15 protein-coding genes are annotated in these 15326 nt (G+C 35.7%); 12 read left to right on the top strand and 3 right to left on the bottom strand.

Annotation, left to right across the window (positions count from 1 at the left end; translation table 11 throughout):
- Positions 1-16 precede the first annotated feature (16 nt).
- From NYE52_RS18260 to NYE52_RS18250, 3 genes are all read right to left on the bottom strand, one after another.
- Positions 17-2662, bottom strand: a complete 2646-nt coding sequence (locus NYE52_RS18260) for a SpoIID/LytB domain-containing protein (protein WP_341194364.1) — start codon at positions 2660-2662, stop codon at positions 17-19.
- A gap of 292 nt (positions 2663-2954) precedes the next feature.
- A complete protein-coding gene (locus NYE52_RS18255) occupies positions 2955-4034 on the bottom strand; it encodes an LCP family protein (protein ID WP_341194363.1) in 1080 nt (359 codons plus the stop codon).
- A 118-nt stretch (positions 4035-4152) separates the two neighbouring features.
- Positions 4153-4785 (bottom strand): YigZ family protein, encoded by a 633-nt coding sequence (locus NYE52_RS18250; protein WP_341194362.1) that lies wholly within the window; start codon positions 4783-4785, stop codon positions 4153-4155.
- Between the two features lie 573 nt (positions 4786-5358).
- Here NYE52_RS18250 and NYE52_RS18245 point away from each other — a divergent pair.
- The 12 genes from NYE52_RS18245 to flgK all read left to right on the top strand — a co-directional run bounded on the left by NYE52_RS18245 (position 5359) and on the right by flgK (position 15315).
- The gene (locus NYE52_RS18245; RefSeq protein ID WP_341194361.1) at positions 5359-6498 is read left to right on the top strand and encodes a sensor histidine kinase; all 1140 of its coding nucleotides are present in this window, start codon (positions 5359-5361) and stop codon (positions 6496-6498) included.
- Between the two features lie 25 nt (positions 6499-6523).
- Complete coding sequence (locus tag NYE52_RS18240) at positions 6524-7210, top strand: response regulator transcription factor (RefSeq protein WP_341194360.1); 687 nt, start codon at positions 6524-6526, stop codon at positions 7208-7210.
- A 224-nt stretch (positions 7211-7434) separates the two neighbouring features.
- Entirely contained in the window at positions 7435-7584 is a 150-nt protein-coding gene (gene sda, locus NYE52_RS18235; RefSeq protein WP_341194359.1) for a sporulation histidine kinase inhibitor Sda, read from the top strand.
- Positions 7585-7736: 152 nt separating this feature from the next.
- Entirely contained in the window at positions 7737-8579 is an 843-nt protein-coding gene (locus NYE52_RS18230) for a DegV family protein (RefSeq protein ID WP_341194358.1), read from the top strand.
- Positions 8580-8659: 80 nt separating this feature from the next.
- Positions 8660-8794 carry a hypothetical protein gene (locus tag NYE52_RS18225; RefSeq protein WP_341194357.1) on the top strand — a complete coding sequence of 45 codons (135 nt, stop codon included), beginning with the start codon at positions 8660-8662 and terminating at the stop codon, positions 8792-8794.
- A gap of 394 nt (positions 8795-9188) precedes the next feature.
- The gene (locus tag NYE52_RS18220) at positions 9189-10184 is read left to right on the top strand and encodes a nuclease-related domain-containing protein (RefSeq protein ID WP_341194356.1); all 996 of its coding nucleotides are present in this window, start codon (positions 9189-9191) and stop codon (positions 10182-10184) included.
- The gene (locus NYE52_RS18215) at positions 10184-11674 is read left to right on the top strand and encodes a DEAD/DEAH box helicase (RefSeq protein ID WP_341194355.1); all 1491 of its coding nucleotides are present in this window, start codon (positions 10184-10186) and stop codon (positions 11672-11674) included. Before NYE52_RS18220 ends, NYE52_RS18215 begins: the two co-directional genes overlap by 1 nt.
- Positions 11671-12363, top strand: coding sequence for a ComF family protein (locus NYE52_RS18210; RefSeq protein ID WP_341194354.1), 693 nt, complete (start codon positions 11671-11673; stop codon positions 12361-12363). Before NYE52_RS18215 ends, NYE52_RS18210 begins: the two co-directional genes overlap by 4 nt.
- Positions 12364-12375: 12 nt before the next feature.
- Positions 12376-12774, top strand: coding sequence for a TIGR03826 family flagellar region protein (locus tag NYE52_RS18205; protein WP_341194353.1), 399 nt, complete (start codon positions 12376-12378; stop codon positions 12772-12774).
- A 198-nt stretch (positions 12775-12972) separates the two neighbouring features.
- Entirely contained in the window at positions 12973-13239 is a 267-nt protein-coding gene (gene flgM, locus NYE52_RS18200) for a flagellar biosynthesis anti-sigma factor FlgM (RefSeq protein ID WP_341194352.1), read from the top strand.
- Between the two features lie 26 nt (positions 13240-13265).
- Complete coding sequence (locus NYE52_RS18195) at positions 13266-13760, top strand: flagellar protein FlgN (protein ID WP_341194351.1); 495 nt, start codon at positions 13266-13268, stop codon at positions 13758-13760.
- A 13-nt stretch (positions 13761-13773) separates the two neighbouring features.
- Positions 13774-15315: a flagellar hook-associated protein FlgK gene (gene flgK, locus NYE52_RS18190; RefSeq protein WP_341194350.1), complete on the top strand. Its 1542-nt coding sequence runs from the start codon at positions 13774-13776 to the stop codon at positions 15313-15315.
- Positions 15316-15326 lie beyond the last annotated feature (11 nt).

Raw genomic sequence — 15326 nt, 5'->3', positions numbered from 1 at the left:
TACATCTGTATTTAGTTTATTTCACATTCTTCACATATTTTGCTGATACATAGCCTGTAACTTTTCCGTACTTAATTTTATACCACGAACCGCTTTTGGCGTATATTTTCACTGTTTTCTTATTAGGGACGGATCCGACTATTTTTGATGAAGTGGTTGGCTTTTGTCTAATATTAAGCTTGGATGCTTTTACTGTCCCAGTTTTCACTTTATATAAAGTGAAATTTTTTGTAGCTGTTTTCTTTAACTTATTCGTATTTACCGTTTCAACATATGCTTTATAGCTACCATCACTTGTTTTTCCAACACTCCAAGTGTAAGAATGAGTTCCTGCTTTTAATGACTTATTGGAAGCAAGTGTCTTCACGACTTTATTTTTGCTGTTCATAATCTTTATAGTCGTTTTTGTTGATTGATTAACATGAAAGCTCACCTTTAATTTATTGCTATTAGTATCATAGCTAGTTTTCACATTTTTTATGGTCGGAGCAGAAACCTTTTTTAAGGTGAATTTTTGTTTAATAGTTTTCTTTACATTATTTGTATTTACAGATTCAACAGATAAAGTATAGCTACCATTGCTTGAGTTACCAACACTCCAAGTATAGGAATGAGTTCCTGCTTTTAATGACTTATTGGAAGCAAGTGTCTTCACGACTTTATTTTTGCTGTTGATGATTTTTACAGTCGTTTTTGTTGATTGATTGACATGAAAGCTCGCCTTTATTTTATTTCCTGCAGCATCATAGGTCGTTTTCACCTCTTTAATAGTTGGGGCTGTAGCTTTTTTTATTGTGAAATTTTGTTTAACTGCTTTTTCTTTGCCAATACTATTAACAGCTTTAATAATTAACGTATATGTCCCATCATTTGCATTTTGAACATCCCATTTAAAAGAGGAAGTTCCAGCAGGGATAGATTTGCTACTTGCTAAAGTTTTCACGACTTTATTTTTACTATCTGTAATAGTGACTGACGCTTTTGCAGCCTGATTAACAGAAAAGGATGTATTAACAATGTTTGAATTTTGATCGTAAGTAGCTTTTATAGAACTAATAGTTGGTGCATCTAGTTTAGCGATTTTTACTGTTGCTGTGCTCGTTACTTTATTACTGTTACTGTCTGTAGCTATAATTTCAGCTGTATAATTTCCATTTGCCCATGTTGAGGCATTGGCACTGTATGTGAAATTCCCTGTCTTTAAGGAGCCATTATTTAAGATTGTTGAAATAATTTTACCAGAGCTATCCTTTATTCTTACGATTGTATTCGCTGCGTTTGTTAGCGTAAAGGAAATGTTAACTGTGTTGTTTGTATTGGTAAAAGAAGTTTTCGTATCTTTTATTTCTAATTCAGTAATGTCAGTCTGTGTATATTCTGTAATCAGTTGTGTTCCAGGGTAATAAAACGCCAAAATGGTTGTATACTTTTGACCTGCATTCGCTCGATTATTTGCACCATATTGACTTAAACCAACTCCATGACCATAGCCTCTTCCGGCAATACTATGTGTCGTAGTATTCGAAGCGCTTTTTGTCACAAGATAGCTTTTCACATAATTCAGGCCAATCATGGCTCTTACTTTTGATGCTGCAACATTGGTTTGGTTTATTTCTTGTAGTATTAGTTTTCCATTAGCGTCTTTCATATCCTTTACATAGAACTGAATAGAGATGGAACCAGTACTAACTCTTTTGGTGGTAGAAGGGTTATTAAAAGATAAGACAGGAATAGAGATAATTTTAATATCTTTGTTTTTATAGCCGTTATCCTTTAACCATGTTTTAAGATTGGCTATAATGGTGCTGTCCTTTTCGGAAACCAAGTTCCACCATGTATCTGGATTTGTTAAATCTTTATCTGCCATATTTATTTGCGTCTTTTGAACATCAAAGCTCCAAGTGTAGCTTGTATCATAGGAATCTGCTGCGTTCTGTAGATAGGCAAAGTCATTGCCCCACACATTTTTAGCGGATTCCATTAATCCTCCATTACTTGCTGAGTATACAGCGTCAATTAATGTATTATTATATTTTAAAACTTGTCCAGTTGTAGCTTCGACTGCCTTATCGGAGTTAGGATGGGATCCACTTAGTCCACCATAGACTTGATGGTTGATTGTATCTGTAATCGTCTTACCGCCATAATTCCAAGAATAGGTACGTGCTGCAATCGCTTGTGCCTTTAACGCTTCGATATTCCACGATGCTGGCATTTCACTGGGCACGACCCCTTTAAGGTATTCTTCCATACCAATCGTATTTATAGGGCGGATATAGTTGGAACCGTTTATTGTTTCGATAATGAATTCAAAGGAACCTTTGTATTTTCTATTATTAATGATTAAATAGTCATCAGGAGTGGATGGTGTTAAGGTGAAAGACCCTGATTCCAAAATAATTGAACTTTCTTTATATAATGTAAGTTTCGATTGCTCTAGCTTAAGGGTATAGTCAGTAGAGTTCGTTAGAGTAACTTTTTCATCATCGGTCTTATATGTTCCAGACGGTGTTAGGGTAATTTGTGTTTTGTTTCCTAGGTAATTTTTTAGCATGACGTGCACTTCTGGTTCGCTGGCACTTGCATATGCTTGCTGTTCAAAAGCAGGTAGTATAGAAATAAATAAGAATAATGACAACAACAATGATAGTGTTTTTTTCATTATCGTTTCTCCTTTATTTAAATGTCATATTTAACTGTGTAATTTATTGAATCAACTGTTTTTGAGGTGAAAGGGAGAGTGTAATTTAAATTCTTTTTATAAGAAGCTAGTATGATTCTATCATACTTTTATCCTAATATTTCGTGGTTAATACTGGTAGTTTAAGAGAGAAATAGATTTCATATAGCTTGTTTAGAAAACGATATACAATAAGTATGTAAGGGGAAAATGGATAGATGATTTTTGCAAAAAAAAAAGACATGCACGAGAGGGTGCATGTCCAAGCTAGTAATTAGTTCAAAGTGGAAGTATCTGTTGTAGTATCTGTCATATCCGTTTCCGTTTCATTAGAACTGTCAGTTTCGTCAGTTTCTGAATTAATACTGCTACTTACTCCTAAATGCTGCTGAAGAATGGATTTTGTTTCAGCTAAAGCTAATTCATCTAATTGATAAATATATTTTCCATCCACTCGTCCATCAGCACCAGCTAATGTAAGTGTCTCAACTTGTAAACCATTGTCTGCTGTTGCATAAGCAATTAAGGATTGCATATCGCTGAATGATAGATCTGTTGTCATATTGCTTCCTACAGCTTCCATTACTTTTGAATATTTTGTAATTCCTTCTACTGATACAGCCTTTTTCATGATTGCTTCCATGATTAACTGTTGTCTTTTACCACGCTCAATGTCGTTATCAATTTTTCTTGTTCTGGCTAGGGCAAGTGCCTCTTCGCCGTCCAATTCTTGATATCCTTCTTCCAGATGAATTGCGCCTGCTTTATCTTTAGAGTTCTGCTCTGTAAAAGTAACTGGAACATCGACATTAATACCGCCTAAAGCATCGACAACATCCATGAAAGCATCAAAATTCATTTTCACATAATAGTCAATAGGAATTTCAAGTAATCCTTCTACTGTATCTAAGGTAGAAGAGACACCACCGAAATAGTGTGCATGGGTTATTTTATCGTAATAGCCACGTTCAGGAATATATACATAGGAGTCACGAGGAATACTTAGCAATTTAACGGATTTTTCTTTCTCGTTTAAAGTAGCTACCATTAAAGCATCGGATCGAGAACGAGTTGTTCCAGATGCACTTGATCTTTTTTCGCTGTCATCTACTCCAATAAATAGAATGGAAACATCATCAATATTAGGATCTACTTTTGCTTCTCTTAATGAGTCTCGGTCAATTGGCTCGTAAGAATCTTCGACAACTGATTTTGCTTTTGAAATGAGGGTTGCTCCATATCCAACGCCTGCTAAAATAATGACAAGCAATGGTACAAATATAAAAAGCTTTATTTTTTTTCGTTTTTTATTTCTAGTATCTTTTATATAATGTTCTCTTGTATTTTTTGCCATAAGTTTCTCCTTTATAAATGAAAATAACCATCTAATCTATATTATCGTTAAATATTGATTTCGTAAATTAACACTTTCTTTCTATTTGAGGTATATTTTTGAAATGAATGTAAAAAATTCAAATGAAAGATTCAGCATACAGCGATTCTTTTTCTGTAATAATACCTTGTCCATTCGTTAAGTCTGTTATCCAAGCTTTGTATGACTCGACTTCATTTGAATCGACAAAGACTTCGATTTCGACTTTCTCTAAATAGTGAATATCTTTGATTTGATAGTTTGCTGAACGTAATTCATTTTCCATTTTTCCAAGTAAAGGGTACTCAATGGAGACACCGATTATTTGCTTTAGTTTTCTTTCAATGATGCCGACGTTTGCTAATCCTTCAGAGGTTGTTTTTCCGTAAGCACGAATAAGGCCACCTGCCCCAAGTTTAATGCCACCAAAATATCTCGTTACCACAACGGTAGAATCTTTTAGCCCCTTTTTCTTGAGTACTTCCAGGATTGGTACTCCTGCTGTTCCGCTTGGTTCTCCATCATCATTTGCCTTTTGAATTTGGTCATGTTCCCCAATTAAATAAGCCGAACAATTATGGGTTGCGTCTTTATGTTTTTTCTTGATTTCTCCTATGAAAGCCTGAGCTGCTTCTTCTGTTTCTGTTCGAGCAATATGAGCAATAAAACGTGATTTTTGAATAATGAGCTCATATTCTCCGTAGCTAGGCACAGTAAGATAGGAAGGAAGCATATGAAAAGCTCCTTTCATTTCTGTCTTTATAATTGTGTTTTTTATCTATATTTTTTTGTAATGAAGCTCTTTCTGTTCGTTATATCAGTCATATTTAATACTATTTTCTACAAATCGTGTTAAAAATCGATAATTAGTCTTATTTCATTATAATTCGACATTGTCTATTCTTCAATTATTGTTCTCTTTGTAATCAAATCTTAATATAGCAACTTGGCAAGCGTGATATAATAAGTAAAACTCCATGCTCGAAAAGACCTGCTACATATGGTATGGGCTATTATTCATGGAGGGGCATGCAAGTCTTTGATTTTTCAGGTTCTTACCTATATGTATTTTCTTTTTCTTTGTTTTTTGTTTAGAATAGGATAAAATTATATTATTGAATTTTTACATACTTTTTCACAGTAATTCTGGATGTTAATAGGTCTTGGGACATAGTTTTGGATAGGAGAATATGTGTCTAAATAACGATTTTAATTTATTTTACGATGAATTATACATATTATTAACTTTCAAGCTAAAATAAGAATGGATGTTGGAAGGGTTTTAGCCTTTTTGGAGGAATTATATATGTTAATAAGGAAATTTGACACAAAAACGTTAGATTATATTGTGGAACAAATGATTCAGACCGTTGGTTCCAGCAAAGACGAAATTTTTCGTATTGGAGAACAATGTCGACAAGATTATGAAACCCTTACCGAAGAATTAAAAGAAATGAAAGTACTTGTGTTAGAAACGATAGAAAAAGGAGACAAGCTAGAAATCCAGTCTCGATTTGCTCGTAAACGCTTATCAGAAGTGAGTAAGCATTTTAATGAATACTCAGAAGCGGAAGTACGTGAAGCTTATGAAAGAGCACATACATTGCAAATGGATTTAAGCATGAATCGTCACCTAGAAAAGCAATATCGAGAGCGTCGAGATGATTTGGAGCGCCGGTTGTTAGGGCTGGACGAAACAATTGAGCGGGCAGAACATCTGGTAACGCAAATTTCTGTCGTAATGAATTACTTAGTTAGTGATTTAAAACAGGTTGGCGAAGTGTTAGAAGACGCCAAGCAAAAGCAGGATTTTGGACTGAAAATCATTGGAGCTCAGGAAGAAGAGAAAAAAAGACTTTCTCGGGAAATACATGATGGACCAGCACAAATGATGGCAAATGTAATGATGCGTTCTGATTTAGTGGAAAGAATATATAAAGAGCGTGGAGCTACAGAGGCTTTTGAAGAAATCAGAAATTTAAAAGTCATGGTTCGAAGTGCATTATATGAGGTAAGACGAATTATTTATGATCTTCGCCCAATGGCTTTAGATGATTTAGGCCTTATTCCAACGTTAAAAAAATATCTGAAAACAATAGAAGAGTATCATGAATCAACCAAAATTGAATTTGCCACAATAGGAAAAGAAGCAAGGCTTCCAAGTAAGTACGAAGTTGCGCTTTTTCGCTTAGTTCAAGAATCCGTACAAAATGCTTTAAAGCATGCAGACGCATCTAATATTGCAGTAAAAGTAGAATTACGAAGAGATCAAATCATCGTTTTGGTTAAGGATAATGGAAAAGGCTTCGATAAGAATCAGAAGAAGGCAGAATCCTTTGGCTTAATTGGAATGAGAGAAAGAGTACAACTCCTTGATGGGGAAATAACCATCGATTCCAAAATCGGAGTTGGAACCATTGTTATGATCAACGTTCCTATTAGATGATAAAGAAAAAAGGGAGGCGGAGCAGTTGACAATAAAAATAGTTATTATCGACGATCACCAATTGTTTAGAGAAGGGGTAAAAAGAATTCTTGACTTCGAATCGAGTTTCGAGGTTGTAGCTGAGGGGGATGATGGTACACAAGCCATTCAGTTAATTGAAGAATATCAACCAGACGTAACGATTATGGATATAAACATGCCTACTATTAATGGAGTAGAGGCAACAAGACAATTATTAGAGAAATTCCCTGAAACAAAGGTCATTATTTTATCCATCCATGATGATGAAAACTATGTAACCCATGCACTAAAAACAGGAGCAAGCGGTTATCTGCTAAAAGAAATGGATGCAGATGCACTAATTGAAGCTGTTAAAGTAGTAGCAGATGGCGGTTCCTATTTACATCCAAAGGTAACCCACAATCTAGTAAATGAATATCGTCGTTTAGCATTAGAAAATGCCAACTCCGATGAACATCATGTACAAGTGGTGGAAATTAGAAGACCGTTACATTTATTAACAAGACGTGAATGTGAAGTCTTACAGCTTCTTGCTGATGGAAAAAGTAACCGAGGAATCGGTGAGGCATTATTTATAAGTGAAAAAACAGTTAAAAACCATGTAAGTAATATTTTACAAAAAATGAACGTAAACGACCGTACACAAGCAGTAGTTGTTGCTATTAAAAACGGTTGGGTAGAAGTTCGTTAATAAGATAGATAGGAGCTATTCAATCACTAGTGGTTTGAGAAGCTCCTTTTTCATTTTTGCTTAGGTTAAAAAAACTGAGGATTCTTCCAGTTTTTTATATTTTTCACATAAATTGTTGAAAAATCGTCATAAAATTCTGTTAAAACTAGGTGTTTTCTCCTATATTTTTGGTGTGATTCTTGATAAGATATGTGTAAAGACACTTAGTGATAGGAGGATTGCTAATGAATGGAATAAACAGGATTTCGGATCCTATTCTATTAAAAGCATATACGGATGCTGTAAAACTAGAGCTAGCAGAAGAGTTCATCATGATCCTCCTTACTGAACTAATGAGAAGAAAAATTCCAATCCCAAATTCCCCTCCAAAATAAAATCTGTTATTATATTTAGCCTGCTTAATAAAATTCCATATTAATTCCCTTTTTTGTGCATTATAATAGAGTTAACCAAATTATAATGCAAATAATTTCTTTTTTAGTTAAAATGTTATACAAACGAATAGATAAGGATGGTAATTAATTGGATGAAAACAGCTATTGTTACAGATAGTACAGCATATATCCCTCTAGAAGTGAGGGAAAAATATGATATACATATGATTCCATTGACGGTGATTCTTGATACAGAAGTGTATGAGGAAGAAAGAGAATTAAGAGCTGCCGAATTTTATGAAATAATTAAAACAAAGGACTTGCCAACGACCTCTCAACCACCAATTGGAAAATTTGTGGAGCTATTTGAAAAGCTATCTGAGAATTATGATGAAGTAATCAGCGTCCACTTATCAAGTGGAATTAGCGGTACGTATCAAGGGGCAATTTCTGCTGGAGACATGGTGGAAGGAATAGACGTATTCGCTTTCGATACGGAAGTAAGCTGTATGGTTCAAGGGTTTTATGCAATTGAAGCAGCAAAGTTAGCTAAGCAAGGAAAAACAGCAGCAGAAATTATGCCAATTCTTGATGAATTGAAAGAAACAAGCCATGCCTACTTTATGGTAGACGATTTGTCCAATCTCCAGCGAGGAGGACGCCTTTCAAGCGCACAAGCAATAATAGGTAGCCTTCTTCAAGTAAAACCACTGCTTCATTTCCAAGATAAATTAATCGTTCCATTTGAAAAAATCCGTACAAAAAAAAGAGCGATGAAGCGCATTGTAGAACTTTTACGAGAAGCAACAAATGGAGATCCCTACTACGCAGTCATTATCCATGCTAATCGAGAAGAAGAGGCAATAGAATGGAAAGCCGAATTAGAGCAAGAATTCCCGAACATTGAATTCTCCTTAAGCTACTTTGGAGCTGTAATCGGAACACACTTAGGTGAAGGGTCAATGGGACTTGGGTGGATGAAGAAAAGAGAATAGTGTTGTGTGAGACCCGGTTCTTGTTGAGAATCGGGGTTTTTTGTGTTGATGGGGTGGTTGGTATGAGGTGGGTGTTGTAAGTGAGGGTGGGGGCGATGCAAGTAAAAGGGAGAAATCTGCAAGTAAAAAGTGAAGGTTCGCAAGTAAAGGTTGAAAAGTCGCAAGTAAAAGAGGAAAAGTTGCAAGTAAAAGTGAAAGAGTCGCAAGTAAAATGAAGAGCTGCAAGTAAAAGAGAGAGAGTCGCAAGTAAAGGTTGAAAAGTTGCAAGTAAGAGTGAAGAAGTTGCAAGTAAAATGAAGAGCTGCAAGTAAAAGAGGGAGAGTTGCAAGTAAAGGTTGAAAAGTCGCAAGTAAAAGAGGAGAAGTTGCAAGTAAAGGTGAAAAAGTCGCAAGTAAAATGAAGAGCTGCAAGTAAAAGAGGGAGAGTCGCAAGTAAGGTTGAAAAGTCGCAAGTAAAGTTGTAAAAGTCGCAACTAAAACTGCTTTCCTACTAATCAAAACGAACACAAAATAAAAAAGCCTAAATAGACACAATAATTTTCCAAAACAAGCAGGAATTTTAGCTGAGTTCTAGAATAATGCAGTTATAAAAATGAAAGGAAGTGATGAATTGATTGTAAAACCAATTGAATATCCATATCGAGTGCTTCAATTAGAGTCTTTGCTCTCTAGGATTAAAGTGAATCATCCTACTATTTCTTTGATTAATCAAGATTATCAGTGGAAACTGGCGGGATATAGAGGAGAGAAGGCTGTAGATTTCCCCCTTAGCTTTTTACCAGACGATGACTACTTTATTCTTCATGATTTACGACTCTGGGATGGAAAGCACTTTTTCCAAATTGATGTATTAATCCTTCATGCAAAATATGCGTTAATCCTCGAAGTGAAAAACATAGTCGGTGAACTATATTTTGATACAGATCTGCACCAAATGATACGAATAAAAGGAAAAGAGAAAGAGGCATTTCCTGATCCTATTCTTCAGGTGAACAGATTGAAGAGACAACTTAAGGGCTGGTTAGCGGTCAATCAATTCTCCGACATACCTATTTACCCTCTCGTCGTGTTTAGTAATACCAAGTCGATTTTGCGTTTATCCCCCACTCAAATTACAATCTTTAAAAACACTGTAATTCATAAAGAGTATTTGCCAGAATTAATTCCTAAACTTACTGATTCATATAAAACAACCTTCCTCCAACCAGATGAAAGAAAGAAATTGATTAAATTATTAAAAAGAAAGCACACTCCTTTAGATACGGAAATCCTGCATAAATATCAGGTGGATAAAAAAGATATTATTACAGGTGTAAAATGTGCATACTTTAATCAATTTTTGATGCAAAAACATATGCAACATTGGTATTGCCCCAAGTGCGAACATAAAGAAAATCATGTTTTGATACCAAATTTAAAAGATTATTACTTTCTTTTTGGCGAAAAAATCACGAATTCTCAACTTAGGACATTTCTACAAATCGATTCGATTTACACTGCTTCAAGATTACTAGCGAAATTAAACCTGAAAGTGACAGGATCAGGAAAAAAGACGGTCCATCACTTATCATTAAACCTATTCAAATCCGAATTAGGAGGTAACTAATGCGTTTTTATAAAAAAGACAATCTACTCATTCCCACTAAATCAAACTCCACACACTCCTATCGAATAGCAGAAATTTCACAGACTCAACTTCCTCTAAATGAAATATATCCATTCAACCCACATTTGCAATCCACTCTCCAAGGCAAGGCCTTATTATATGATGAACTTCCTTTTTCCCAAGAAGAAATCCAAGCGCATTACGAAAATGGATATTGTTCTTATCAAAAGGGCATTGATAAGAATGCTCGTAATAAATATAGTTGTAAACGGTGTGGGAATGAAAATCAGCAGCTGTTTGCCCGTTTTCCCTGTGCAAGATGTAACGAGGAATGTACTTATTGTCGAAATTGCATCATGATGGGGAGAATTAGTGAATGTACGCCATTGATTACATGGAGTGGACCTGAGCTGAATCAAGACACTAAAGAAATTGCTTTGCAATGGAGCGGAATGCTTTCATCTGGACAGCAAGAGGCATCAGATAAAATGGTGGAGATTATTGAAAATAAATCTGAGCTCCTTATATGGGCAGTATGCGGAGCTGGAAAAACTGAGATTCTTTTCAAAGGAATTAAGAAAGCAATGCAACAAAATCAACGTGTTTGTATTGCTACTCCTCGCACAGATGTTGTCCTCGAATTAGCGCCTCGATTACAGGAGGTTTTTCCAGAAATAAAGGTTTTACCTGTTTATGGTGGCAGTGAAGACCGCCACCATTATAGTCCTCTAACAATTAGCACAACCCACCAGCTCTTTCGTTTCCAAGAAGCATTTGACCTAGTTATTTTAGATGAAATGGACGCTTTTCCTTATTCTGTCGACAAGTCTCTGCAATATGCTGTGCAAAAAGCGAGAAAAGAAGATTCCACGCTTATTTACTTAACGGCAACTCCTGATAAAAGTTGGCAAGAAAAATGTAGGCAGAAAAAGATTCCCTTTGTCACTATCCCTGCACGTTTTCATCAATTCCCTTTGCCTGTGCCAAATTTTCAGTGGTGCGGGAATTGGGAAAAGGGGTTGAAAAAGGATAAGCTGCCTGCAACTCTCCATAACTGGATTAAAGAACGAGTTCCGCAAAGTAAACCAATACTCTTATTTGTCCCGAAAATTCATTATATGGAAAAAGTAAAAATGCTCTTAAAACCAATAGTGGGTAGGATAGAAACAGTTCATGCGGAAGATCCAGTGCGAAAAGAGAAGGTACAAAAAATGCGTGATAAAGAAGTAGATATCCTTATTACAACAACGATTTTAGAGCGCGGTGTTACTTTTCCAAATGTAGATGTTGCAATATTAGGAGCGGAAAATCAAATTTTTACTGAAAGTGCTCTTGTGCAGATTGCGGGAAGGGTAGGAAGGAAAAGAGAATTTCCAGATGGAACGATTACTTTTTTTCATTATGGAAAAACAAACAGCATGGTATCTGCACGGAAGCAAATAATGGAGAGTAACAAAGAGGCGAGGGAAAGGGGGATGCTACTCCTATGATTTGTGTGATTTGTTTAGCAACTGTGATGCCGGATTTTAATTGGACTTATCTTTTATCCAAAGAGCCTGAATGCTATTTATGTGCTGGATGTAAGGAGAAGTTAGAAGAAATTAAGGGAGAAACATGCGGTATTTGTGGTCGGCCACTTCATTTGCTAGAGGCTGTCTATGTAGAAAATGGAGTATGCCATGATTGTAAGAGATGGGATGAATCCGAGGAATGGAAAGGAATCTTGGGATTAAATCAGTCGTTATTTTTATATAATGATTTTTTGAAAGAAACAATCGCTCGCTTTAAGTATAGGGGTGACTTTCGAATAGCGGCCTCCTTTGTTTCTTATTTACCGAAGGATTTAGGAAAAAATAAGGTGGTTGTGCCCATTCCATTAAGTGAGGAGCGATTGTATGAAAGAGGATTTAATCAAACAGAAGCATTTCTGCTATATGCAAAAATACCTTATTATAACTGTCTTGTCCGATTACATAGTGAGAAGCAATCGAAAAAAACAAGAAAAGAGCGATTGGAGATAGAAAATATTTTTAAACTAGAGCAGAAAGAACACATTATCGCTCAAGATATTCTCCTTGTTGACGATATATATACTACAGGTTCGACGTTACGAAATGCGGCGAAAGTATTAAAGGAAGCGGGAGCAAAGTCCATCACTTCCTTTACGATTGCAAGATGAGGAGGAGTCATGATGGCAGAACTAGGGAATTGTCCGCAATGTGGAGATATTTATGTGTTAAATAGTATTCGCGATGTGTGTCTTAAATGTTATAAGGAAGAAGAAGCGGATTTCGAAAAGGTGTATCAATTTATTCGGAAAAAGCAGAACCGCACGGCACAAATGGATGAAGTAGTAGAAGCGACTGGTGTGGAAAGAACACTAATTTATAAATTTATTAAAAAGGGCAGAATTAAGCTTGCTCAATTTCCTAATCTTGGATACCCTTGTGCAAAATGTGGAACGATTATTCGTGACGGAAAGCTTTGTCAGCCATGTACGACAGGCATACAAAGTGACTTACAGTTAGTCGAAAAAGAAGAAGAAAGACAAAGAGAGTTAGAAAAAAGGAACACATATTTTACTCGATAAAAAACAAGCGCCGATATTATTCGGCGCAACCTACAATCTACTATCCCCTCTAGGAATATATTCATATAAATAATTTGGAAAGTAGTCATTTTGGCGTATTTTCATAAAAATAGAAGGAAATGTTTAAACAAAACGCTAATCATCCGATACTAGTAATAAGAATAAAACTTGTACGGGGAAGAAAGCGAGGAATATACAATGAAAATTAATAATTATGGAACACAAGGGGTTAACCCATATAAAAAAGTAAATAAAGTGGAACAATCGAATAAAGCGGAAGGAACAAAAGGAACAGATAAAGTGGAGATTTCTTCAGCTGCTAAAGAATTACAGCAGGTTTCCCAAGTTTCTGCTGCCCGCACAGAAAAGATTGATGCATTAAAGAAACAGGTACAAAGCGGTACATATGAAGTGAAACCGCAAGATGTTGCTAAAAGCATTTTAAACTTTTATTCCAAAAACTAATTCATTCATAAAAAAGGAGGGCTAACATGTCAGCTACATTATTAATGCAGACGTTAGACAAGCTTGTGAAGCTACACGAAAGTTTACATGAAGTTGCAAAAAAGAAGACTGAAATTATTAAGGTTGGCGATATGGAAGCCCTTCAGCAAATTATGAAGGATGAACAGGCTCATATTATGAGTATCCAAAAGCTAGAAGAAGCAAGGATTACGATCTCTAAACGTATTGTTGCAAATGTTCCTAATCCTTCTGTAATGGATTGTGTGAAGCATCTTGATTCACAGGATGCGGTAGATGTATTAGAAATTGCCAATCATCTAAAAGAAATCATCATGGATTTAAAAGAAATAAATTCATTGAATCAACAGCTTCTTCAACAATCCATGCAATTTGTCAATATTTCCTTGGATTTATTTAAGCCGACGCAGAAAAGCATCAATTATGGTAAGCCGAGCGGCAATAATATTCGAACGAACACGATTGGAAAACAAGGAAAGAGCTTCTTAAATATTAAGGCATAATGGGGGAAAGATAATGGCTTCAACGTTTATGGGATTAGAAACGGCAAGAAGAGGATTAACTGCACAACAAAGTGCTTTGTATACAACAGGAAATAATATTGCAAATGCAAATACACTTGGCTACACTCGTCAAAGAGTCGATCTACAGCAATCACAAAGCTTTCCATCTGTAGGGCAAAACGCACCGAAGATACCTGGTCAAATGGGAACTGGAGTAGAGGCTGGATCTATTGTACGTGTCAGAGAAACCTTTCTTGATACACAGTATCGTTCAGAATCTAGCAAGCTTGGTTACTGGGAAAATCGTTCTACAGCGTTAAGTAATTTAGAAACAATCATGAATGAGCCTTCCGATTCTGGTTTGGCTACAGCAATGGATTCCTTCTGGAAATCACTTCAGGATATGGCTGTTGACCCGCAAAATGCTGGTGCTCGTGCGGTTGTTCGTCAACGTGGTATTGCGGTTACAGAAACATTTAGCTACTTACATCAAACGGTTTCTGCTCAAAAGGCCGATGCAAAAAATGAATTGGCTGTTTCGGAAAAAGCAATGAATACATTGCTTTCACAGCTTGATCAAGTTAATAAGCAGATTGGCAGTGTTGAGCCAAATGGCTATTTACCAAATGATTTATATGATAAAAGAGATACGATACTAGATGAACTATCCCAATATGCAAACATTAAAGTAAGCTATGAAGCTACAGGCGGAAATGCATTAGCACAAGCTGAAGGAAAAGCAATCGTAACTTTAGTAGATGATAGTGGAAATGCTCTTGGTACATTAGTGGATAAAGATGGTGTTCATCAAGTAAAAGTAAACCACAATGCAGATGATTCAGCTGTTCAGTCTATTTCCATTGGAGATACAGTGATTGATATTAATAACTTTAATTCTACTGGAAAATTAAAAAGTATAGTAGAATCCTATGGTTATACAAATCAAGATGGACAATTAGCAGGAATATATAATGATATGTTAACAGAATTAGATAATCTTGCTTATACATTTGCAACAGAATTTAACAAGATTCATGAAGAAGGGTTGAGCCCCAATGAAATAAAAGATGGGGACAAGGAGATTTCTTTCTTTGCTGATTCGGAAAGTGGAAGCATTGGAGAGCGAGAAGGCTTTGCAAGCAGAATCACGATTTCTCAGGATATAAAAAATAGCTTAGATAATATTGCTAATGCTGATCCATCTAATCCAACGCTTGGTGATGCAACATATGTAAGCAAATTAGCAGAAATCTTCAATAATAATTATGATTATGGCAATAACTCAGAGCAATCTAATTTCCGTAACTATTTTGAAGGGGTTATCGGAAGTATGGCAGTAAGCGCCCAAGAAGCGAATAAGATGGCTGCAAATTCAAATTCTCTTCAACAAACAGTTGATAACAAACGAATGAGTGTCAGCACAGTTTCCTTAGATGAAGAAATGAGCAATATGATCCAGTTCCAGCAAGCATATAATGCATCTGCAAGAATGGTTACTGTAATGGATGAAATGCTAGATAAAATTATTAACGGCATGGGTGTCGGTGGAAGATAGGTGAATAAATA

The sequence above is a fragment of the Niallia sp. FSL W8-0635 genome (assembly GCF_038007965.1).
Classification (GTDB): Bacteria; Bacillota; Bacilli; order Bacillales; family Cytobacillaceae; genus Niallia.
Note: the sequence above shows the minus strand (reverse complement) of the source record. Positions and strands in the feature narration are given on the sequence as shown.